Below are 20,687 nucleotides of genomic sequence, written 5' to 3' on the forward strand. Positions count from 1 at the left end.
CCTGAACGCGGACCAGGGCACGGATCGGATGGCAGGCGGCTCAGAACGGAATCTCGTCGTCGCCCTCGGGCAGATCGGGCACCAGCGGCGAGCTGTTCCAGCTGGGGGGCTCGGGAGCCGCCTGGCGGGCAGGAGCAGGGCTCTGGCGGGCGGCACCGGCGGGCGTCGGCCGGGGCGCCGGTCCGCGGGCCGGTGCGCCGCCGCCTGCGGCCGGCGCGGCTGCGGACCCGGCGGGCGCCGGTGCGCTGCCGTAGCTCGGGCCGGCGCCGGCGCCGATGGGGTGCAGGCGGGCCAGGGTCAGCTCGGCCCGCTTCTCCTTCACACCGTCCGGGCGGGTCACGGTGTTCATGCGCAGCCGACCCTCCAGCACGACCCGCTGCCCCACCTGCACCCGGTTCTGCAGGTCCTGGGCCAGATTGCCCCAGCCGACCACCTTCAGCTGGCCCGGCGGATCGTCGGGCCGCAGCCCCTCGATCTGCACCGCCATTTCCGCCACCGGGGTCTGGTTGTCCTGGGTGTAGCGCACCTGGGGCGCCTCCAGCACCTCCGCCTCCAGCAAGCAATGGTTCACAGGTTCGATCCGGCTCCGGGGGCCACATCCTGATGCACGGCCACCCGTTCCACCAGGGGGCCGGCCCGCCGGCGGGGGGCGGAGCGCGGCCGGCCGCGCTCTGGCTGCTGAGCGGCACCGGGGAGGGACCGCCCCTGGCGACCGCCCTGCTGGCGCGGGGCTGGCGGCTGCGGGTCAGCGTGGTCAGCGCCGCCGCCGCCCGCGCCTACGGCCCCCATCCCCGGCTGGAGCTGCAGGTGGGGCCGCTCGGGGGGGAGACCGCCATCCGCGCCCAGCTGCTGGCCGCAGGCGTGCCCAGGTTCCGCTGGGTGGTGGATGGCACCCATCCCTTCGCCCGTCGCATCAGTGCCGACCTGCGGGCGGCCTGCGCGGCGGCGGGCCAGCCCCTGCTGCGCCTGGAGCGCCCCCGGCTGACGGGGCCCGAACCGCGGCGGGGGGTGGTGGGGCTGGAGGCGGTGGCGCAGCTGGCCCAGCAGCCCCTGGCGGGGGAGCGGCTGCTGCTGGCCATCGGCTCCCGCGGCCTGGCGGAGGCGCTGCGCCACAGCCGGGCCGCAGCCCACTACGCCCGCATCCTCGACAACCCCCGCAGCCTGCAGCTGGCCCGGGCCGCCGGCCTGGCCGATGCCCAGCTGGCCTGCCTGCGGCCGGGGCGGGGCCTGGCGGCCGCTGGAGCGGGGGCCCTGGAGCGGGCCCTCTGCCGGCGCTGGGGCATCACGGCCGTGCTCTGCCGCGCCTCCGGCGGCACCACCGAGGCCCTCTGGCGCCAGGTCTGCGCGGAGCTGGATCTGCGCCTGCTGCTGCTGCGGCGCCCCCCCGACTCCGCCGCGGGCTTGTGCCCGGAGGCCCTGCTGGCGAAGCTGGGACACCCCTGAGCCCCGCGCCATGGCCGCCGATTCCGCGCCGAGCGTGCTGGTGGCCGTGACCACCGAGGCGGACCTCGAGCGGGCCGAGGCCCTGGCCGGCGCGCTGGTGGAGCAGGGGCTGGCGGCCTGTGTGGCCCTGGAGCCCCAGCGGGCGATCTACCGCTGGCAGGGGCAGCTGGAGCGCAGCGAGGAGGTGCGGCTCACGATCAAGGGCCATCCCGCCCGGCTGGCCGAGCTGGAGGCGGAGGTGCGGCGCCTGCACAGCTATGCCACGCCGCAGTGGATCCACTGGATCGCCTCAGCCGGCGGGGCCTACGGGGCCTGGGTGGCCGAGGCCTGCGGGGAGGGGGCAGGGGGCTGAGGCTTGGGCCTGGGGCCAAGGGCGGACCCCTCAGCCCAGGTGGGCGGCCACCAGCTCCTGCAGGGAGCCCTGGGGCCGGGGGCCCAGCTGGGTCACCACCTGGCCGGCGCAGAGGGAGCCCAGGCGGCCGCAGGCCTCCAGATCCTGGCCCTGGGTGTAGGCGTGCAGGAAGCCGGCGGCGTAGAGGTCACCCGCGCCGGTGGTGTCCACCAGGGGGCCCAGCGTGACGGGGGCCACCGCCAGGGTCCGGTCGCCGCTGAGCACCACGGAACCCAGCTCGCTGCGGGTGAGGGCGGCGATGCGGCAGCGGCCGCGCACCTGGTCGGCGGCCTGCTCGAAGCTGTCGGCCCGGTAGAGGGAGGTGATCTCCATCTCGTTGGCGAACAGGATGTCGACGTGCCCATCCACCAGCTCCAGGAAGCTGTCGCGGTGGCGCTCCACGCAGAAGGCATCGGAGAGGCTCAGGGCCACCTCGCCGCCATGGGCGCGGGCCACCTCGGCGGCGGCGATGAAGGCCTTCTTGGCGTCGTCACTGTCCCAGAGGTAGCCCTCCAGGTAGAGCACCTTGGCCTGGGCCACGAGCTCCAGGTCCAGGTCCGCCGGATCGAGCCCCACCGAGGCCCCCAGGTAGGTGCACATGGTGCGCTGGGCGTCCGGCGTCACCAGGATCAGGCAGCGGGCCGTCGAGGGCCCGGCGGTGGCGGCGGGGGTCTCGAAGCGGGCGCCCACCGAGCGGATGTCGTGGGCGAAGATCGCCCCCAGCTGGTCGTCGCGCACGCGGCCGATGAAGCCGGCGCGGCCCCCCAGCTGGGCGATGCCGGCCAGGGTGTTGGCCGCCGAGCCACCGGAGGTCTCCAGGCCCGGACCGACGCTGGCGTAGAGGCCCTCGGCCTGCTGCTCATCCACCAGGGCCATGGTGCCCTTGGTGAGGCCGTGGTCGCCGAGGAAGCGCTCGTCGGCCTGCACGAGCACGTCGACGATGGCGTTGCCGATGCCGACAACGTCGAGGGTTTTGGCGGTCATGGCCTGGGAGGAGGAAGGGGCTCGGGGCTCAGACGCTGAGCAGCGCCCGCTTGGGACCGTGGATCGGGTCTTCCACCACGATCGTCTGGTCGCGGTTGGCGCCGAGCGACACGATGGCGATCGGCACCTCCATCAGCTCCGCCAGGAAGCGCAGATAGCTCATGGCCGTGGCCGGCAGGTCGTCGAGGCTGCGGCACTCGGCCGTGGAGGTCTGCCAGCCGGGCAGGGTCTTGTAGAGGGGCTTGCAGCGGGCGAAGGCCTCGGCGCTGCTGGGGAAGTACTCGATCCGCTCGCCATCCAGCTCGTAGGCCACGCACACCTGGATCTCGTCGAGCTCATCGAGCACGTCGAGCTTGGTGATCGCCAGGCAGTCGAGGCCGTTCACCTCCACGGCGTAGCGCCCGATCACGCCGTCGAACCAGCCACAGCGGCGGCGGCGGCCCGTGGTGGTGCCGTACTCGCCGCCCCGGTCGCAGAGGTGGTCGTTGAGGCTGCCCTCCAGCTCGGTGGGGAAGGGACCTTCGCCCACGCGGGTGGTGTAGGCCTTGGCCACGCCGATCACCCGGTCGATCAGGGTGGGCCCCACGCCGGCGCCGATGCAGGCGCCGCCGCTAACCGGGTTGGAGGAGGTGACGTAGGGATAGGTGCCGTGGTCGAGGTCCAGCAGCGTGCCCTGGGCGCCCTCGAACAGGATGTTCTTGCGGGCCCGGGCCGCCTGGTGGATGGCGCGGGTGCAATCCACCACATGGGGCGCCAGGCGCTGGCCGTAGCCCACGTACTCCGCCACCACGGCCTCGAAATCGAGCGGGGGGATGCCGTAGACCTTTTCGAGGATCTCGTTCTTCTCGGCCAGGGGGCCAGCCAGGCGGTCGCGCAGGCGGGCCTCATCGAGGATGTCGATGATGCGGATGCCGTTGCGCTCGGATTTATCGGCGTAGGTGGGGCCGATGCCCCGACCGGTGGTGCCGATGCGCCGGTCGCCGCGGCGCTGTTCCATCGCCTGATCCAGCAGGCGGTGGTAGGGCATGGTCACGTGGGCCGTGGAGGCCAGCTGCAGGCCGCCCACCTCGATGCCGTTCTCGGCGAGCATGTCGAGCTCGCCCAGCATCACCTTGGGATCGACAACGGTTCCCGAACCGATCAGACAGATGGTGTCGGGATAGAGAATGCCGGAGGGGATGAGGTGCAGCTTGAGCACCTTGTCGTCCACCACGATGGTGTGACCGGCATTGACACCGCCCTGATAGCGCACCACCACGTCGGCGGAGCGGCTCAGCAGATCGGTGATCTTGCCCTTCCCCTCGTCACCCCACTGCGCACCGATGACGACAACGTTGGCCAAGGACACAGCGGCCCGCAGCCGCTTCTGAGCACAAACAAAGAGAATCTCAGACGGGGTGCCCCCCCGTCAAAGAGGCCGAACAAAAAAGCGGCCTCAGGGGCCGCTCTCAAGGATCGGACCCTGGATCCGGCTCGCGATGGGGTGGGACCTCGGGCCCATCGGGCCGCTGGGATCAGGCGCCGCGGGTGGCGGTGCTCTCGGCCTTCTTCAGCTCCCGGCTGATCCGATCGCGCAGGGCCTCGGGCAGGGGCCGGTTGGCGTAGTTGGCGTAGTGGCCGGCAAGGGAATTGAGGGCGGTCTGCATGGTGGTGAAGGAGCTGAGGCTGTTCACCGCCTTCTGGGGCCGGTAGCGGGACACGTAGTCGTTGATCAGCGCCCGGGCGTCGGTCTCCGCCGTGTTGCGGTCGGCGTCATCCGGGGCCAGGGCGATGGTGGCCAGGATCCGGTCCGCCACCGCCACCGTGTCCTCCACGTAGTTGCCGCTGAGGCCCAGGCTGTCGTCGCCGCAGGCGGTGAGCAGCAGCGAGAGGCTCAGGCACACCGCGAACAGGGCTGCCATCAGCCGGCGCCATCCAGCAACCATGGGAGTCAGGGGAAGGAGAGAGCCCGATCCTAGGAGTTGCCGGCGACCCGGACCCTCGCTCACGGCCGTGCCGGTGGCCGCGAGGGCGTGGGCAGCGGGGGCCTCAGATCGCCAGGCCCGCCCGCTCCACCTGCAGGCGTCCCAGCAGCGTGTCCACCACCGCGCTGGCGGCCAGGTCCTGCTTGAGGCCGCCGGAGCGCTGCACCAGTTCCACCAGCCCCTCGGCGGCGCCGCGGCCCACCACCACCCGCCAGGGGATGCCCAGCAGATCGGCGTCCTTGAACTTCACCCCGGCCCGCTCTCCGCGGTCGTCCAGCAGGGCATCGATGCCGGCGGCCTGGAGGTCGGCGTAGAGCTGCTCCCCCAGGGTCCGCTGGCCGTCGTCGGCCGCGTTGGCGATCACCACGATCACCTCGAAGGGGGCGATGGCGGTGGGCCAGCAGATGCCGTTGGCGTCGTGGTGCTGCTCCACCGCCGCCTGGGCCAGGCGCGATACGCCAATGCCGTAGCAACCCATCCACAGGGGTTCGTCCGTCCCGGCCTCATTGGTGAAGGTGGCCCCCAGGGCGCTCGAGTACTTGCGCCCCAGCTGGAAGATGTGGCCCACCTCGATGCCGCGGCTGGCCTCCAGCTGCTGGCTGGGGTCGTGCTGGCAGCGGTCGCCGGGCTGGGCGGCGCGCAGGTCCAGGCTCTCCGGGCGCGGGGCCAGGGCGCCCCAAGCGGCCCCCACCAGGTGGGTGTCGGCGGCGTTGGCGCCGCACACGAAGGCGGGCAGCTCGGCCGCGGTGTGGTCCGCCAGGCGCAGGAAGGCCCGGTCCAGGGCGGGTTTGCTGCCGCCAGGCAGGGCGGCGGTCTCAGTCGATCGCCCGTCCGCCAGGACGGAATCGGGGAGGTGGGGGCCGATCGCGCCATAGGGGATGGCCTCGAGGGCCAGGGGCACAGCCCAGTCGCGCACGGTCTCCCGGGCCAGGGGGGCCACCGCCAGCAGGGCGCCGTGGTCGCCGCCCAGGCGGGCCGTGAGGGCATTGGCCAGCTTCACCTCGTTGAGCTGCTGGTCGCCCCGCAGGCTCACCAGCACGGGCTGGACCAGCCCCGCCTCGAAGCGCGCCAGCAGCAGCAGCACCTTCACGGTCTGGCTGGGGGCGAAGCCGTGGCCGGCGCAGAGGTCCTCGATGCTGGTCTGCCCCGGGGTGTCTAGGGGATCCCCCTGGCCGTCGCCCCGGGCGCCGCCGGGCAGGGGAAGGGCCTCCGGCGCCAGGGACACGGCCCGCTCCTGGTTGGCGGCGTAGCTGCCGTCGGGGCTGGCCAGGATCAGGTCCTCGCCGGCATCGGCCGTGACCATGAACTCCTGGCTGGCCGAGCCGCCGATGGCGCCGCTGTCGGCCTCCACGGCCACGGCCCGCAGGCCGCAGCGGCTGAAGATGCGGCGGTAGGCCTGATCCATCGCGGCATAGGTCTCCCGCAGGGAGGCCTCATCGGCGTGGAAGGAATAGCCATCCTTCATGATGAATTCGCGACCCCGCATCAGGCCGAAGCGGGGACGGATCTCGTCGCGGAATTTGGTCTGAATCTGATAGAGGTTCACCGGCAGTTGCCGGTACGACCGCAGCAGATCCGCCGCCAGGGCCGTGATCACCTCCTCGTGGGTGGGCCCCAGGCCCAGCTCCCGGCCCTGGCGATCCTGGAGGTGGAACATGATCCCCTCGCCGGCGGTGTAGCCCGCCCAGCGGCCGCTGCGCTGCCAGAGCTCGGCGGGCTGGAGCTGGGGCAGCAGTGTCTCGAGGGCGCCGGTGGCATCGAGCTCCTCGCGCACGATCGCCGAGACCTTGCGCAGCACCCGCCAGAGCAGGGGCAGGTAGGCGTAGATGCCGGGGCTGAGGCGGCGGATGTAGCCGGCCCGCAGCAGCAGCTTGTGGGAAGGGATCTCGGCCTCGGCGGGGTCGTCCCGCAGCGTCACCAGCATCAGGCGGGAGACGCGCATGGCCACGACCAGGGAAGGGGAGGCCGGAAGCTATCACCGAGCCGCCGGCCACCCAGGGGTGAGACTGGATGGCCACACCAGCCCAGCCGGCAGCAGCCTCCAGTCCACGGTCCGCGCCAGTCTCGTTCGACCGCTTCGAGAAGCGCCACAGAGCCCGTCCAGACACCCCAAAATTCCCTGGGCAACTGGAAAAGCTCTGCTAAGGTCGGCCGGTGAATCCCAGTTGTCGCAGCGTCGTCTCATGACCGCCCCCACGTTTGCAAACGGCGGCATGGGCGCAACCAGCGGCTTGGCGGCTTCCAGTGGCATGGCGGTGTCCAGCGCGTCGGCGGTGTCCACCGGTCTTGGTGCGTCTGCAGGCCTGGCCTCGGCCCTGCACAGCATCAGCGAGGCGGTCGCCTCCGAGACCGCGGAGGCCCTAATCGGCATCGATGAGGTGCAGCGCTCCCTCAACCGCTCCCGGGCCTCGGTGTACCGCTACACCAACACCGATCCCCGCAACCTCAACCCGCCCTTCAACCCGCGCAAGCTCAATCCCGAGTACCGCACCGACCAGAAGGAGCCGCTGCTCTTCCACCCCAACGAGGTGGCCCGCTTCGCCCGGGACGTGCTGCGCATCAAAGAAGTGACGGTGGAGGTGCTCAACTCCCCGTCCACCGCCACCCAGCAGCTGCTCGGCTCGATCCTCGAGGAGCTGCGGGCGATCCGGGAGCTGCTGGGCAGTTCCTCCAGCCTGCCCACCAGCCTGAGCAGCAAGCGCGAGCTGCAGGACCAGGCCCGTCCCGCGGCCTGAGCGTCTGAGCCCGGTCGACGTGCTCGATGGCCGCTGCGCTGGCTGGACCCTGCGGCAGGCTTGAGGCAAGCGACTGTGTGGCCTGGCCCCTCTGACCTCCCTGGTCTGGCCAGGGGTGTCAAGATGAAGCTGGATTGCTTTGCCGGAGTTCTGCTCCGGTCGGGTCCCCTGCGGCCCCATCCCCCCATCCCCGACCGTCGCCCCAGGCCCGGCCGGTGCCCCGCTCGCCCACCGGCGGCGGGGGAGAGCCCGGAACCCGCCGGCTCGGCTCGCCCTGATCTCCCGCTGACTGGCTATGCCGTCATCGGCGATCCGCGATCCGTGCAGCGCCTTCCGCCCGCAGCGACCCGGTCGCCGCACCCGGCTCACCGCGATGGGTGGTTCCCTTCCCTGCCTCCATGGATTCCGACCCCCCTCCCCGATCCCTCTCCGACAACCTGGCCCTCGGCGCCAGCCGATCCGGTGCTCCCCAGGCCGACTTCGACGCTGACCCAGGCGAGGACCCGGACAGTCGTCTGGTCCAGTCCCCCAGTGCCACCCTCCTCGACAGCGGCGCGCCCCTGATCGGCGCCCTGATCGCCCTGGCCACCCTGCTGCTGCCGCTTGCCAGCGTGCTCAGCGACAGGTCCGGCCTCGACCCAGCCCCACCGGCCCTCCGACGCGATGGATCTGCGCAGCCTGCCGGCCTCGCCGGCACCCGGCCTGGTGAACCTGGTGGTGGAGATCCCCGCCGGCAGCCGTAATAAGTACGAGTACAACGCCGAGGCCGGCCTGATGGCCCTCGATCGGGTGCTGCACTCCTCCGTGCGCTACCCGTTCGATTACGGCTTCGTGCCCAACACCCTCTCGGATGACGGGGCCCCCCTCGACGCCCTGGTGATCATGCAGGAGCCCACCTTTGCCGGCTGCCTGATCGCGGCCCGGCCGATCGGCATCCTCGACATGATCGACTGCGGCGCCCCCGACGGCAAACTGCTGTGCGTGCCGGCGGCCGATCCGCGCCAGCAGGAGATCCGCAGCTACCGCCAGATCGCCCCCAATCAGCTGGAGGAGGTGGCGGAGTTCTTCCGCATCTACAAGAACATGGAGGGCCGTCCCACCAGCATCAAGGGCTGGCTGGACGCCGGCGCGGTGCCCGAGCTGCTGGAGCGCTGCGTGGCGGCGGCCCAGGCCGCGGCCGGCAGGGGGACGCCGCCCTAGCCGCGCCGCTGCAGCAGGAAGCCCTCGTAGCCCAGGGCCTGGAAGATCCGGGCCGGATCGCCGAAGCCGGCCGCATTCACCAGGCTGGTGAGCCGGGCCAGGCCCACCGGGTGCAGGCCGTGGGTGAAGGGCGCCAGGTCCGCGTCGCTGGCCTGCAGGCCGCTGGCCCGCTGGAAGGCCAGCCAGGCCGCGGTGAGCTGCTCCTGCAGCGAGGGCAGCGAGGGCTGCATCAGATCCACCAGCACCAGCTGGCCGCCGGGTTGCAGGCTGCGGGCCAGGGCCGTCAGGAAGCCCAGCTTGCTGCCGTCATCGGGCAGCGACTGCAGCACCAGCACCGACAGGGCGCCGGCGAAGCGGCCCTGGCAGCCCGGGTCGTCGGCGAGGGCCTCGGCCGTGCTCTGGCGCCAGTGGATCGACGCCCCAGCGCCCTCCAGGCGGCTGCGGGCCTCGTCGAGCATGGCCTCCGAGGGATCGATGGCGGTGAGGCGCCAGTCGGGGCGCTGGGCCACGGCCTCCTGCAGCTCGGCGCCGGTGCCGCAGCCCGCCACCAGCACCTCGGCCCCCGGGGCCTCCGCCAGGGGCGAGACGGCCAGCAGGGCCACCCCCAGGCGGGCCAGGCTGCCGTAGCCGGGGATCAGCTGGCGCTGCAGGTGGTCGTAACCGGCCGGATTGACCATGGCGGCAGGGCTGAGCCCACTCTGGGGCGATCGTAGGCACCCCAGCGCCGTCTCCAGCCCGAGGCATCGGGGCGCCACTTCCGTTTCAGCCGCCAACAGTCAGGCCTGCATCCGCCGGGCCATCGACGCCGGCCAGGTAAGTTGGTCGGCGCCGTGATCCCCCGTCCGACCGTGCCCACCATCCGTTTCGAACAGGAAGGCCAGCAGGTCGGTTGCATCGAGGGCGCCAACCTGCGCAAGGCGGCCCTGGACGCCGGCATCAACCCCTACAAGGGCCTGAACAACCTCAACAACTGCGGTGGCGTGGGCCAGTGCGGCACCTGCGTGGTGGAGGTGGTGGACGGCATGCAGAACCTCTCCCCCCGCTCCGACGTGGAGCAGGTGTACCTGGCCGACCGCCCGGCCAACTACCGCCTGAGCTGCCGCACCAGCGTCAACGGCGACGTGACCATCCGCACCCGCCCCGACGGCGGCGTGGGCAAGGGCTCCAACAGCCTGGTGGGTGCCCTCAAGGCCCTGCTCGGCAAGTGATCCAGCAGCGTTGACCCCGCCGCGATTCAGGCGTGAGCACCGCACCCCTGCGCCTCTACAGCTATCCAAAGTGCAGCACCTGTCGCAAGGCGCTGCAGTGGCTGGCTGAGCGGGGCCTCTCCCCCGATTCAGGCCTGGAGCTGGTCGACATCACGGCCGACCCGCCCAGCCTCGATGAGCTGCGTCAGGCCCTCGCGGCCCTGGGGGACCGCAAGCGCCTGTTCAACACCAGCGGCCAGAGCTACCGGGCCCTCGGGGCCGCGGCCGTGGCTGCCCTCAGTGACGGGCAGGCCCTGGAGGCCCTCGCGGCCGACGGCAAGCTGATCAAGCGGCCCTTCGCCCTCACCGCTTCTGGTCAGGCCCTGGTGGGCTTCAAGCCCGAGGAGTGGTCGGCGGCCCTGGGCCTCTGAACCGTCCCTCCCCCATGCCGGCCTTCCCCTCTTAACAGGGGACAGGCTGGCTCTCAGCCGCCTGCCGTGGAACCCTCCCCGGCGGGGCTCCCGGGGCCTGCCGGGGTGGTCAGCTCATCCAGTTCGTCCATCAGGGCATCGATGCCGGCGCGGTTCACCTGGGCCAGGTAGGTGAGCTTGAGCTCCTGCAGCAGGGTGCAGAGCAGCTGCTGGCTGCGCTCCAGCGCCCCGCCCCGCTCCAGCGCCGCCGCCAGCTCATCCCAGAAGCGATCGCCGAAGCGCTGCAGCAGCTCCACCTGAAGGTTGTCGCGCTGGGCCAGCCGATCGGCGGTGCTGCGCGAGAGCTCCAGCAGGCTCTCCACCACCCCGGCCGCCAGCTGGCGGCTGAGGGCCGGCGGCAGCAGGACGCCGCCGGGCACATCGCGCATGCTCTGCTGCAGGGCGTGGCCGAGCACCCCCTGCAGCTCGGGCGAGAGCCGCGGTGCCACCTGGCCGAGCACCATTGGGCCCCATAGCCTCAGCAGTTCCACCACCTCCCGCTCATCACTCACGCTCACGCTCTGGTGGCTGCGCAGGCTGCGGATCCAGCGGGGCCACTGGGGCGAGCGGATCAGCGACTGGGTGCCGTCCACCAGCTGCAGCGCCAGCACCTCGAACAGCTCCAGGGCCAGCAGCGACACCACCGCCCGGCTGATCACGGCCCGCAGGGGCTCGATGTTGATCAGCTCGGCGGTGCTCAGCCGCTCCAGCACCGGCACCAGCCGCAGCCAGCGCCAGAAGGGCAGCAGCAGGGGCAGGTCGATCCAGCGCCGCAGCAGCGCATCCCGCCAGCTCAGGCCCGGGAAGCGGCGCCGCAGCCGCACCACCCGCAGCAGGATGTCGAGGGCGAAGACGCTCTGGAACAGCAGTAGATCGAAGCGCCAGAAGTGGTCGGTGGGACGGCCGTTCTCGTCGATCGAGCGCCAGTAGCCGGTCTCCACCAGCGGCAGGATCTGCTGGCGCCAGAAGCGCTCCTCCTCGCTCCAGGGGTGGCTGGCCAGCCAGCGGTCGCTGAGCAGCAGGGCGGTGGCCTGCTTGGCGGATTCGTCGCCGGCCCGCTGGCGCAGCCGGTTCTTAATCTTTTCGAGGGTGCCGGCGTTGCCGGAATCGAGGAAGGGGTTCTCCTCGATCATCAGCACCGTGAGGGCCACCTGCTGGCGTCGCAGTGCCGCGCTGGTGGACTGGTCGCCGGTCTTGTTGCTGCTGCCTGCGGCCTTGCCGCTGCCGGTCTTGTCGCTGCTGGCTGCGCCGCTGCCGGTGCCGCCCCTGGCCTCGCCGTCGAGGGCCCGGTCCATGCGCGCGAAGCCCGCCAGCCAGTCCTCGGTCTCGCGGTGGTGCTCGATGCCCTTCACCGGGTCGTAGACGCGGGTGAGATCCGGCAAGGCGGTGAGCGGAATCACCAGCGGCAGCGAGGGCAGCGGGTGCAGGTTGCGCTGCAGCCAGAAGGTGCGCAGCGGCACGTAGGTGAGGTCAAAGGCCACCCACACCAGGTTCACGCCGGCCCAGATCGCCACGGCCCGATCCCAGATCCGCCAGCTGCGGCCCACCGCCACCCTCGGAGTCAGGAGCCAGCGGGGGCGCACCATCGGCAAGCGGACGGGGGGTGGGGAGGCCTGATCGGCCTAATCTGCCGGATCCTCCCTGCAGCCCGGCGGCCGCAACCCTTGTCCCGACACGATCAGCCATCCCCGCTGGCGGACCCCGGCGCGCCAGCCGCCGAGCCGTCGGCCCCCCCGGAGCCCGCCGAGGAGAGCCCCTGGCACTTCTGGCGCGGTGTGCTGATCACCCTGGCGGTGGCGCTGGGGATCCGCCAGGTGCTGCTGGAGGCCCGCTTCATCCCGTCGGGCTCGATGCTGCCCGGGCTGCAGATCCAGGACCGGCTGCTGGTGGAGAAGCTCAGCTACCGCAGCCGGGCGCCCCGGCGCGGCGAGATCGTGGTGTTCCATGCGCCCCACCACTTCGATCCGGTGCTCAAGGCCGACCACCAGGCCGGCCCCCTGCGCTGCCTGCTGGTGAACCTGCCCCTGGTGAGCTCGATTCCGGGCCTGCATGAGCCCGCCTGCGACGCCTACATCAAGCGGGTGGTGGCGGTGGCCGGTGATCGGGTGGTGGTCAACCCCCGCGGCGAAGTGACTGTCAACGGCCGCCGGCTCGTGGAGCCCTACGTGAAGACCTACTGCCCCGTGGACTCCCAGGGCATGGGTCCCTGCCGTCCGCTCTCCGGCGTGGTGCCCCCCCACCACGTGCTCACCCTGGGGGACAACCGGGCCAACAGCTGGGACGGCCGCTTCTGGCCCGGCGGCGCCTTCCTGCCCACCAGCGAGATCATTGGCCGCGCCTTCTGGCGCTTCTACCCCCTCACCACGGCCGGCTCCCTGGACAGCCCCGATCCGCTCAGGCCGGCCCCCGCCACAGCGAAGCCCTGAGCCCGGTGGCCAGCACCTGCCCCCGCAGCTGACGATCGGCCAGGGGCTGGTTGGCGGCCAGGGGAGCCTCCGGATCGCTGGAGGCGTCCCAGGGCTGCTGGGGATCGAACAGGATCCAGGCGCTGCTGCCGGTCGTGAGCCGCGGTTCCTCCTGGGCCAGGAAGCGGGCCGGGCCCCAGCAGAGGGCCTGCCAGAGCTGCTCGGGGCTCCAGCCCCGGCCCACCACCAGTTCCTGCCACAGCGCGGGCAGCACGAAGCGGTGGCCCGCCACCCCGGGCTTGCGCTGATCCAGGGGCAGCAGCTGCTCCTCGGGATCCAGCGGTGCGTGGTGCACCGCCACGGCGCTCAGCACCCCGGCCGCCAGGGCGTCGATCAGGGCCGTGCGGTCGGAGGGGGTGCCGAGGGGGGGCTCCACCCGCCAGCCCTCGGCGATCGGATCGAGGCTGCCGCTGTCGGCCAGCAGGTGCCACCAGCTGACGCTGGCCGCCGGGCGATCGGCGGCGGGCAGGGCCGCCAGCAGGGCCACCGCCGCGGCGGTGGAGAGGTTCATCAGCCGCAGCTGCCGCCCTGGGTGCTGGGCGGCCAGGGCCAGCAGGCCCTGCAGGGGCAGGGTCTCGCTGAGGGGGGGATCCATGGGCCAGCCGGCCCGCAGGGCCTCCACGCCCTCGCGCACCAGGCCCTGCTGGCCGAGGGCGCGATCCCGCGGGGCCACCAGCACCGGGGCGTCCTCCATCTCCCCCAGGGCGAGGCTGCGCTCCAGCAGGGCCAGCGGCGGCAGCTGGGGTCCATCCGCCAGGCCCAGGGCCCCCGCGGCGAGCTGCTCGGCGTGGGCAGCCAGCTCCTGGCCATCACCGCCCAACGAGAGGCTCCCCCAGAGCCCCAGGCTCAGGCCGGAGCCGGCGGGGGCCGTCAGCTGCAGGGCCTCCGGGGCATCGCGCCAGCGCCGGGCCTGGGGCAGCAGGGCCACCCAGCCATAGCCGGCGGCCACGGCCGAGCGGGCCAGGGAGTCGAGGGTCTCGGCGCGGCCGGTGTGGGGATCCTCCAGCAGCGAATGGGGATCCACCAGCGGCGGCGCCAGCCACCAGCCGCTGGCGTCCAGGGGGCTCAGCCCGAGGGCCGCGGCCCGGGTGCGGGCCGGCTCCCCCTCCGCCGCGAGCTGCCCGTTCTCGAGCAGCACATCGGCCCGGCGGGGCGGCAGGCCTGGCCCCTCCAGCAGCTGGACCTGGCTCAGGAGGCGCGGGGTGGCCATCGGCGGATCGGGTGGGGCTCAGAGGGCGCCGGCGGCGGTGCGATCCAGCACCCCGCCGAGGTGGGCGGTCTGGTTGAGGCACACCACCACCGGCGGTTGATCCGGCCCGTGGGGGTAATCGATCACGGTCACGCCGCCGTTGCCCTGCTTCACGGCCCAGATGTCGGCGGGGCTGAGGCCCAGCAGGGCGCAGAGGATCGTCTTGTTCACCGCGTCGTGGGCCACCACCAGGGCGGTCTCGTCGGGGTGGAGGCTGCTGGCGATCCGGTTCCAGCCCTCCAGCGAGCGGTCCCACACGTCGTGGATGGTCTCGCCCTCCGGCATCTGCACGGTCTCGGGGGAGCGCTTCCAGTCGGCCAGCAGCTCGGGCCAGCCGGCGGCGATCTCCTCCTCCAGCTGCCCTTCCCAGGCGCCGTGGCCGATCTCCACCAGGTGGGGCACGCTGGTGAGGGGCACGCCGGGGTGGTGCTGGAGGATCCCCTCGGCCGTCTGGCGCGGGCGGGCCATGGAGCTGGTGTAGGCCCGGTGCACCCTCACGCCCTTGAGGTAGTCGCCGGCGGCGGCCGCCTGGGCCCGGCCGTTCTCATTGAGGGGAATGTCGATCTGGCCCTGGAAGCGGCCCTGGCGGTTCCAGTCGGTCTCGCCGTGGCGCACCAGCAGCAGCCGCGGGCCGGTGCCCTTGGCGGGCAGCGTCGAGCCGCAGAGTTCGGGGTGCAGGTGGCTGGTGCCGTTCAGCGACTCGATCTGCACCGTCACCCCGCCGCCCTCGGCCGGGCTGAGGTTCAGCACCGAGAGGGAGGCGTTGTCGATGCGCAGCCGGCGGAAGCCGCTGGCGGGCAGGCCCAGCAGGCTGAGCAGCAGGCAGCGCAGGATCGCGTTGTGGCCCACCACCAGCACGGTCTGCGGTTCGGCGGCGGTGGGGTCGTGGGCGGCCAGCAGCCTGGCGGCAAAGCGGCCGGCCTGCTCCATCAGCTCCGGGATCGGCGCGTAGCGCGTGCCATCCGGGCGCTCCAGGCTGAGCTGCTCCGGGTGGTGGTACCAGAGCCGGTGCTCGTGGGGGAAGCGCTCGCGCACCTCCGTGCCCAGCAGGCCGCTCCAGGGGGCCAGGTCCACCTCCAGCAGGTCGTTGTCGGGGACGGCCACCAGGCCGCCGCCGTGGGCCTCCAGCAGGGCCCGGGCGGTGTCGTGGGCGCGGCTGAGGGGCGAGGTGTAGGCCGCGTCGATCGTCAGGTCCCGCAGGGCCGTGCCGGTGGCGCGGGCCTGGGCAAAGCCCTCCTCGGTGAGGGAGGAGAGGTCGTCGCGGCCCTGGATGCGGTGCTCCACGTTGAAGCTGCTCAGGCCATGGCGAACCAGCAGGATCCGGAGGGACACGGGCGCAGCGCTGCAACAGGTCTGGCTGGATCGTATTGGAGCAGTCCGGACCGACCGAACCGCCGCCGACCCTCCCCGGACGGGCCCCTGGGCCGCAGCGGCGCCGCACAGGCGGAGAGAATCAAGCCACAACGGAGCGGGCTGGGTGAGCGCAGGCGGCGGACCGGAGGGCGGAGCCCGGGCCAGGGGTGGACCGGTTCCAGGCGGATCGACCCGCCCACGCGACCCGTCCGCCGCCGGCTGGAAGGGGCTGCTGGCCCTGCTCTGCCTGGCCATCAGCCTGCTGCTCTGGATCAACGGTCTGCTCGCCAGCCTGGATCGCCCCTCCGTGGGCGATGACCTCACCCGCCGCCAGCTGGAGCTGGCGGTGCTGGCGGCGCCGGAGTTGCCCCAGCCCCTGGGCGAAGCCCTGGCCGGCAGCGACCCCGAGGTCACGCTGCAGGAGCACCTGCTCCAGGAGATCGAGCGCCGCCAGGAGGCGGGCCAGCCCGCCGCGGCCGACCTGCTGCTGGAGCGGGCCCTGCTGCTGCGCCGCCAGCAGGACCGCCGCCAGGGCGATGCCCTTCTGGAGCAGGTGCGCGCCCGCCCTGACGACGACCCCCACAGCAGCGCTGCGGAGCGCCAGCTGGCCCGCGACCTGCTGGCCGCCCCAGCCCTGGACACCGCCGCCGCCCGCCCCCTCCTCAGCCCCGCCGAGGCCCGCGCCCAGGCCGCAGCCCTGGGCCGCGGCCCCCTGCTGGAGCAGCTCAGCTGCGCGGCCCTGGCGGGCAGTCCCGAGCCCTGCGGCGCCGCGCCGGCGGCCCGTCGGGCCGCCCGCCAGCTGCTGGTGGTGAACCTGCTGCCGGCCCTGATCCTGCTGCTGGGCCTGGGCCTGCTGGTGCGTCAGCTGTGGCTGCGCTGGCGCCAGGGCCCCCTGCCCGTGGCGCCCCTGCAGGGCCCGCTGCTGAGCGGGGTGGACGTGGTGCTGCTGGTGGCCGGCGGCTTTGTGGTGGTGGGTGAGCTGCTCACGCCGGTGCTGCTCACGCCGCTGGTGCAGCGGGGGCTCCTGCTGCTGGGCCTGACCGGCCCCCTGCGGGACGGCGTCACGGTGGTGGCCCTCTACCTGGGGCTGATGGCGGGCCCGCTGGTGATCCTCACCCTGATGCTGCGGGGCCTGGGCAGTGGCCCGGCGGGGGGCTGGCTGCAGTTCCGCTGGGTGCCCCTGGGCGTGACGGCCCGCCGCGCCTTTGTGGGTTTCCTGATGGTGCTGCCCCTGGTGAGCGTGGTGGGCTGGCTGCAGGCCCAGCTGTGGAGTGACGCGGGCGGCAGCAATCCGCTGCTGGAACTGGTGCTGAAAAGCCAGAACCTGCCGGCCCTGGCCTGCTTCGCCTTCACGGCGATCCTGCTGGCGCCGCTGTTCGAGGAGACGATCTTCCGGGGCGTGCTGCTGCCGGTGGCGGCCCGGGAGCTGGGCGGGGCCTGGGGTGTGGTGGTGAGTGCGGCGGTGTTCGCCGTGGCCCACCTCAGCCTCGGGGAACTGCCGGCCCTGTTCGTGCTGGGGCTGGGGCTGGGCTGGCTGCGGCTGAGCAGCGGCCGCCTGGGGGCCTCGGTGCTGATGCACGCCCTCTGGAACGCCATGACCTTCAGCAACCTGGTGCTGCTGGGCAGCTGATGAACCGGTCTGCTGCGGTTGCCTTGCTGGGGGGGGCGGCCCGTGGTTCACTTGCGCAGTTATCCCCCCGGCACCGTGGTCGCCGTTCCCGTTTCTTCGCCCAGCCGGGCCAACCGGGCGCCGCGCCAGCGCTCCTTCGCCCTGATCCAGGGGTCGCTTTCCGCCCGCAGGGTGGAGCGTCAGGCCCCCTGGCTGGCCAGCCTGCACCGGGTGGCCGATGGGGCCCTCAGCGGCCTGGGCCTGGCGGTGCTGGGCCTCAGTGGCCTCACCCTGCATTGGCAGGGCCAGTGGACCCAGGCCTACCAGCGCCTGGAGACGGCCCAGGTGCTGGAGCACCGCCTGCAGGAATCGGCCGCGATCCTGGAGCAGCACCACCTGGGTGTGGCCCGCAAGCCCGGCCGCCTGGTGCCCACCAGCGCCGAGAAACTCGTCTACCTGCCGGCCCCCGTGCCCCATCGGCCCGCCGCCATGGGCTCGCTGCTGGCCGGCGTCAGCCCCCGCCAGATTCTGGCGGGCTATTGAGGTGGTGAGCGGCGGCCAGCGTCAGCGGCCCGCCGGCCATGCCGTGCGGCCCCGCCCTGCACGGGTTGTCGACTTTCAGCCCGTCCCGGCCGGTCGCCTCGTCGCTGTCTACGCGATCCTCAGCGCCGGCCTGGTGGGCCTGGCGGCCCGTCTGGCCTGGGTGCAGGTGGTCCAGGGCGATCAGCTGCTCAACCGGGCCCGGGCGATCCAGACCCAGACGATCCAGCCCCTGGGCAAGCGCCGCACGATCGTCGATCGCCAGGGCCGCCTGGTGGCCCTCGACGAGGAGCGCTTCACCCTCTGGGCCCACCCCCGCTACTTCGCCTTCCCCGGTGACGACCCCGGCACGGTGCGACCGTCCCTGGATGTGGCCCGCAAGCTCTCGGCCGTGCTGGCGGTGCCGATGGCCGACCTGATGCGCAACCTCGGCGACCGCAAGTCCGGCGTGAAGCTGGCCTCGGACCTCGACCCCGACACCGCCCAGCGGGTGCGCAAGCTCGCCATCAGTGGCCTGGACCTCGAGCCCTACCCCCAGCGCCTCTATCCCCAGGGCGGCCTGTTCGCCAACGTGGTGGGCTTCCTCAACCTGGAGCGGGTGCCCCAGGCGGGCCTGGAGCAGAGCCGCGACAGCGACCTCAAGCGCCACGAGGCCCAGCTGTCGCTGCGCCGCGGCGCCGACGGCACGCCCCTGCCCGATGGCCTGCGGCCCGGCGTGATCTACGGCGACGACCTGCGGCTGCAGCTCACCCTCGATGCCCGCCTGCAGCAGGTGGCCCAGCAGGCCCTGACCAAGCAGGTGAAGCAGTGGAAGGCCAAGCGCGGCGTGGCCCTGGTGATGGACGTGCGCAACGGCGAGATGGTGGCCCTGGCCTCCACGCCCACCTACGACCCCAACCAGTTCTGGAAGTACTCCCCCGGCCTGTTCCGCGAGTGGAGCGTCCAGGACCTCTACGAACCCGGCTCCACCTTCAAGCCCATCAACCTGGCGATCGCCCTGCAGGAGGGCGCCATTGATCCGGCCGGCAAGGTGAACGACACGGGCCAGCTCACGATCGGTGGCTGGCCGATCTTCAACCACGACCGGCGCGGGAACGGCCTGATCGACTTCCCCACGGTGCTGCAGGTGTCCAGCAACGTGGCGATGGTGCAGGCCATGCGCAACGTCAAGCCGGCCACCTACTGGGAGTGGCTGCGCCGCCTCGGCATCGACGAGGTGCCCGACACCGACCTGCCCGGTGCCGTGGCCGGTGAGCTCAAGACCCGCGAGCAGTTCGTCACCCAGCCGATCGAGCCGGCCACCGCCGCCTTCGGCCAGGGCTTCTCGCTCACGCCCCTGAAGCTGCTGCAGCTGCACGCCATGCTCGCCAACGGCGGCCGGCTGGTGAGCCCCCACATCACCCGCGGTCTGCGCTCCGGCGACGACCTGGCCCCGCCGCCGCCGGCCTCCGGCGTGCAGCTGATCCGCCCGGAGATCGCCAAGACCGTTCTGAACTGGATGGAGACGGTGGTGCAGACCGGCAGCGGCAAGGGCACCAAGATCCCCGGCTACCGCATCGGCGGCAAGACCGGCACCGCCCAGAAGGCCCTCAACGGCATCTACATCCCCGGGGCGCGGATCTGCAGCTTCGTGGCCAACCTGCCGGTGGATGATCCCCGCTTCGTGGTGCTGGTGGTGGTGGATGAACCCCAGGGGGGCAATGCCTACGGCTCCACCGTGGCCCTGCCGGTGGCCCGCCAGATCATCGAGGCGCTGTTGGTGCTCGAGAAGATCCCCCCCAGTGCCCCGAGCGATCACCGCACCAAGACAAGCGGTTCTGCCCCTGGCCGGGCTGGCTAGTTTGAGGCCAACCGCCGGCTCGCCGTGGCCAACCTGCTCGACCAACTCGCCGCCATGACCGTGGTGGTCGCCGACACCGGCGACATCGACGCCATCCGGCAGTTCACGCCGCGGGATGCCACCACCAACCCCTCGCTGATCCTGGCGGCGGCCCAGATCCCCACCTACCAGCCCCTGATCGACGCGTCCCTCAAGGGCGCCCGCGCCGTGATCGGCCCCGAGGCCCCGGCCGAGGAGGTGGTGCTGGAAGCCCTTGATGAGATCTCGGTGATCTTCGGCACCGAGATCCTCAAGATCGTGCCGGGCCGGGTGTCCACGGAGGTGGATGCGCGGCTCAGCTACGACACTGAGGCCACCATCGCCAAGGCCCGCAAGCTGATCGGCCTCTACGCCGAGCAGGGGGTGGATCGCGAGCGGGTGCTGATCAAGATCGCCTCCACCTGGGAGGGGATCCGCGCCGCTGAACAGCTGGAGCGGGAGGGGATCCACTGCAACCTCACCCTGCTGTTCGGCTTCGCCCAGGCCGTGGCCTGCGCCGAGGCGGGCGTCACCCTGATCTCCCCCTTCGTGGGGCGCATCCTCGACTGGTACAAGAAGAGCACCGGCCGCAGCAGCTATCCAGGCCCCGAGGATCCGGGCGTGGTGTCGGTGAGCCAGATCTTCAACTACTACAAGACCTACGGCTACAAGACGGAGGTGATGGGGGCCAGCTTCCGCAATGTGGAGGAGATCATCGAGCTGGCCGGCTGCGATCTGCTCACCATCGCCCCGGCCCTGATGGATCAGCTGCGCAGCAGCGAGGGTGAACTGGTGCGCAAGCTCAACCCCTTCGATCCGGCCCCCACCGAGGCCCAGCTGCAGCTCGATGCCGCCAGCTTTGCGGCCATGCTCGCGGCCGATCCGATGGCCAGCGAGAAGCTGGATGAGGGCATCCGCGGCTTCAGCAAGGCGATCGAGACCCTGGAGGCCCAGCTGGCCCACCGGCTCGTGGAGCTGGAGGGGGCGGCGGCCTTCCAGCACGCGGCCCAGGAGATCTTCCTGCTCAACGACCTCGACGGCGACGGCTGCATCACCCGCGAGGAGTGGCTCGGCAGCGATGCCGTGTTCGATGCCCTCGACACCGACCACGACGGCCGCCTGCTGCCGGCGGACGTGCGTGGTGGCCTGGGGGTGCCGCTGGCGCTGCAGAGCGTCTGAGCTCTGGGCTCGGAGCCCGGCTCAAGCCCCGGGACCTTGGCCTGGGCTTAACCCGGCTGT

Annotated in this window: 21 protein-coding genes; 12 read left to right on the plus strand and 9 right to left on the minus strand. The window is 72.4% G+C overall.

Annotation, left to right across the window (positions count from 1 at the left end):
- Positions 1-40: 40 nt before the first annotated feature.
- On the minus strand, positions 41-571 hold the full coding sequence (locus ACLV7J_RS00810; RefSeq protein ID WP_411867235.1) for a single-stranded DNA-binding protein: 531 nt from the start codon (positions 569-571) through the stop codon (positions 41-43).
- 32 nt (positions 572-603) lie between these two features.
- Between ACLV7J_RS00810 and ACLV7J_RS00815 the strand changes: the two genes are divergently transcribed.
- Both ACLV7J_RS00815 and cutA read left to right on the plus strand, forming a co-directional pair.
- Positions 604-1,443, plus strand: a complete 840-nt coding sequence (locus tag ACLV7J_RS00815) for a precorrin-6A/cobalt-precorrin-6A reductase (RefSeq protein ID WP_411867236.1) — start codon at positions 604-606, stop codon at positions 1,441-1,443.
- A 10-nt stretch (positions 1,444-1,453) separates the two neighbouring features.
- Positions 1,454-1,795, plus strand: coding sequence for a divalent-cation tolerance protein CutA (cutA, locus tag ACLV7J_RS00820; RefSeq protein ID WP_411867237.1), 342 nt, complete (start codon positions 1,454-1,456; stop codon positions 1,793-1,795).
- A gap of 30 nt (positions 1,796-1,825) precedes the next feature.
- On the opposite strand, the gene ACLV7J_RS00825 is transcribed toward cutA, so the two are convergent.
- The 4 genes from ACLV7J_RS00825 to ACLV7J_RS00840 form a co-directional block, all read right to left on the minus strand.
- A complete protein-coding gene (locus ACLV7J_RS00825; RefSeq protein ID WP_411867238.1) occupies positions 1,826-2,818 on the minus strand; it encodes an adenosine kinase in 993 nt (330 codons plus the stop codon).
- Between the two features lie 28 nt (positions 2,819-2,846).
- Positions 2,847-4,166: an adenylosuccinate synthase gene (locus ACLV7J_RS00830; RefSeq protein WP_411867239.1), complete on the minus strand. Its 1,320-nt coding sequence runs from the start codon at positions 4,164-4,166 to the stop codon at positions 2,847-2,849.
- Between the two features lie 166 nt (positions 4,167-4,332).
- Complete coding sequence (gene psb27 / locus ACLV7J_RS00835) at positions 4,333-4,719, minus strand: photosystem II protein Psb27 (RefSeq protein WP_411867240.1); 387 nt, start codon at positions 4,717-4,719, stop codon at positions 4,333-4,335.
- Positions 4,720-4,846: 127 nt separating this feature from the next.
- Positions 4,847-6,724, minus strand: coding sequence for a proline--tRNA ligase (locus ACLV7J_RS00840; RefSeq protein WP_411867241.1), 1,878 nt, complete (start codon positions 6,722-6,724; stop codon positions 4,847-4,849).
- Positions 6,725-7,031: 307 nt separating this feature from the next.
- Between ACLV7J_RS00840 and ACLV7J_RS00845 the strand changes: the two genes are divergently transcribed.
- The 3 genes from ACLV7J_RS00845 to ACLV7J_RS00855 all read left to right on the plus strand — a co-directional run bounded on the left by ACLV7J_RS00845 (position 7,032) and on the right by ACLV7J_RS00855 (position 8,717).
- On the plus strand, positions 7,032-7,517 hold the full coding sequence (locus ACLV7J_RS00845; RefSeq protein WP_411867242.1) for a hypothetical protein: 486 nt from the start codon (positions 7,032-7,034) through the stop codon (positions 7,515-7,517).
- 398 nt (positions 7,518-7,915) lie between these two features.
- Positions 7,916-8,260, plus strand: a complete 345-nt coding sequence (locus tag ACLV7J_RS00850; RefSeq protein ID WP_411867243.1) for a hypothetical protein — start codon at positions 7,916-7,918, stop codon at positions 8,258-8,260.
- Positions 8,181-8,717 carry an inorganic diphosphatase gene (locus ACLV7J_RS00855; RefSeq protein WP_411867244.1) on the plus strand — a complete coding sequence of 179 codons (537 nt, stop codon included), beginning with the start codon at positions 8,181-8,183 and terminating at the stop codon, positions 8,715-8,717. Before ACLV7J_RS00850 ends, ACLV7J_RS00855 begins: the two co-directional genes overlap by 80 nt.
- On the opposite strand, the gene ACLV7J_RS00860 is transcribed toward ACLV7J_RS00855, so the two are convergent.
- Positions 8,714-9,394: a class I SAM-dependent methyltransferase gene (locus ACLV7J_RS00860; protein ID WP_411867245.1), complete on the minus strand. Its 681-nt coding sequence runs from the start codon at positions 9,392-9,394 to the stop codon at positions 8,714-8,716. The genes ACLV7J_RS00855 and ACLV7J_RS00860 overlap by 4 nt on opposite strands.
- A gap of 171 nt (positions 9,395-9,565) precedes the next feature.
- On the opposite strand from ACLV7J_RS00860, the gene ACLV7J_RS00865 reads away from it, so the two are divergent.
- Together ACLV7J_RS00865 and ACLV7J_RS00870 are read left to right on the plus strand one after the other, a co-directional pair.
- A complete protein-coding gene (locus tag ACLV7J_RS00865) occupies positions 9,566-9,925 on the plus strand; it encodes a 2Fe-2S iron-sulfur cluster-binding protein (protein ID WP_411867568.1) in 360 nt (119 codons plus the stop codon).
- Positions 9,926-9,957: 32 nt separating this feature from the next.
- On the plus strand, positions 9,958-10,335 hold the full coding sequence (locus ACLV7J_RS00870) for a Spx/MgsR family RNA polymerase-binding regulatory protein (protein WP_411867246.1): 378 nt from the start codon (positions 9,958-9,960) through the stop codon (positions 10,333-10,335).
- 53 nt (positions 10,336-10,388) lie between these two features.
- Here ACLV7J_RS00870 and ACLV7J_RS00875 read toward each other — a convergent pair whose 3' ends face one another.
- Positions 10,389-11,960, minus strand: a complete 1,572-nt coding sequence (locus tag ACLV7J_RS00875; protein WP_411867247.1) for a hypothetical protein — start codon at positions 11,958-11,960, stop codon at positions 10,389-10,391.
- A 78-nt stretch (positions 11,961-12,038) separates the two neighbouring features.
- Between ACLV7J_RS00875 and lepB the strand changes: the two genes are divergently transcribed.
- A complete protein-coding gene (gene lepB / locus ACLV7J_RS00880; RefSeq protein WP_411867248.1) occupies positions 12,039-12,800 on the plus strand; it encodes a signal peptidase I in 762 nt (253 codons plus the stop codon).
- Here lepB and ACLV7J_RS00885 read toward each other — a convergent pair.
- Together ACLV7J_RS00885 and ACLV7J_RS00890 are read right to left on the minus strand one after the other, a co-directional pair.
- Positions 12,769-14,049 carry a dihydroorotase gene (locus ACLV7J_RS00885; RefSeq protein WP_411867249.1) on the minus strand — a complete coding sequence of 427 codons (1,281 nt, stop codon included), beginning with the start codon at positions 14,047-14,049 and terminating at the stop codon, positions 12,769-12,771. The two genes, lepB and ACLV7J_RS00885, sit on opposite strands and share 32 nt — an antisense overlap.
- 18 nt (positions 14,050-14,067) lie before the next feature.
- A complete protein-coding gene (locus ACLV7J_RS00890; protein ID WP_411867250.1) occupies positions 14,068-15,420 on the minus strand; it encodes a histidine phosphatase family protein in 1,353 nt (450 codons plus the stop codon).
- 145 nt (positions 15,421-15,565) lie between these two features.
- Between ACLV7J_RS00890 and ACLV7J_RS00895 the strand changes: the two genes are divergently transcribed.
- The 4 genes from ACLV7J_RS00895 (at position 15,566) to ACLV7J_RS00910 (ending at position 20,627) form a co-directional block, all read left to right on the plus strand.
- Positions 15,566-17,071, plus strand: a complete 1,506-nt coding sequence (locus tag ACLV7J_RS00895; RefSeq protein ID WP_411867251.1) for a type II CAAX prenyl endopeptidase Rce1 family protein — start codon at positions 15,566-15,568, stop codon at positions 17,069-17,071.
- Between the two features lie 75 nt (positions 17,072-17,146).
- Positions 17,147-17,593 (plus strand): hypothetical protein, encoded by a 447-nt coding sequence (locus ACLV7J_RS00900; protein ID WP_411867252.1) that lies wholly within the window; start codon positions 17,147-17,149, stop codon positions 17,591-17,593.
- Between the two features lie 43 nt (positions 17,594-17,636).
- A complete protein-coding gene (locus ACLV7J_RS00905) occupies positions 17,637-19,430 on the plus strand; it encodes a peptidoglycan D,D-transpeptidase FtsI family protein (RefSeq protein WP_411867253.1) in 1,794 nt (597 codons plus the stop codon).
- Between the two features lie 24 nt (positions 19,431-19,454).
- Entirely contained in the window at positions 19,455-20,627 is a 1,173-nt protein-coding gene (locus ACLV7J_RS00910) for a transaldolase (RefSeq protein WP_411867254.1), read from the plus strand.
- Positions 20,628-20,687: the final 60 nt, after the last annotated feature.

The sequence above is a fragment of the Vulcanococcus limneticus LL genome (genome assembly GCF_943369875.1).
Taxonomy (GTDB): Bacteria; Cyanobacteriota; Cyanobacteriia; order PCC-6307; family Cyanobiaceae; genus Vulcanococcus; species Vulcanococcus limneticus_A.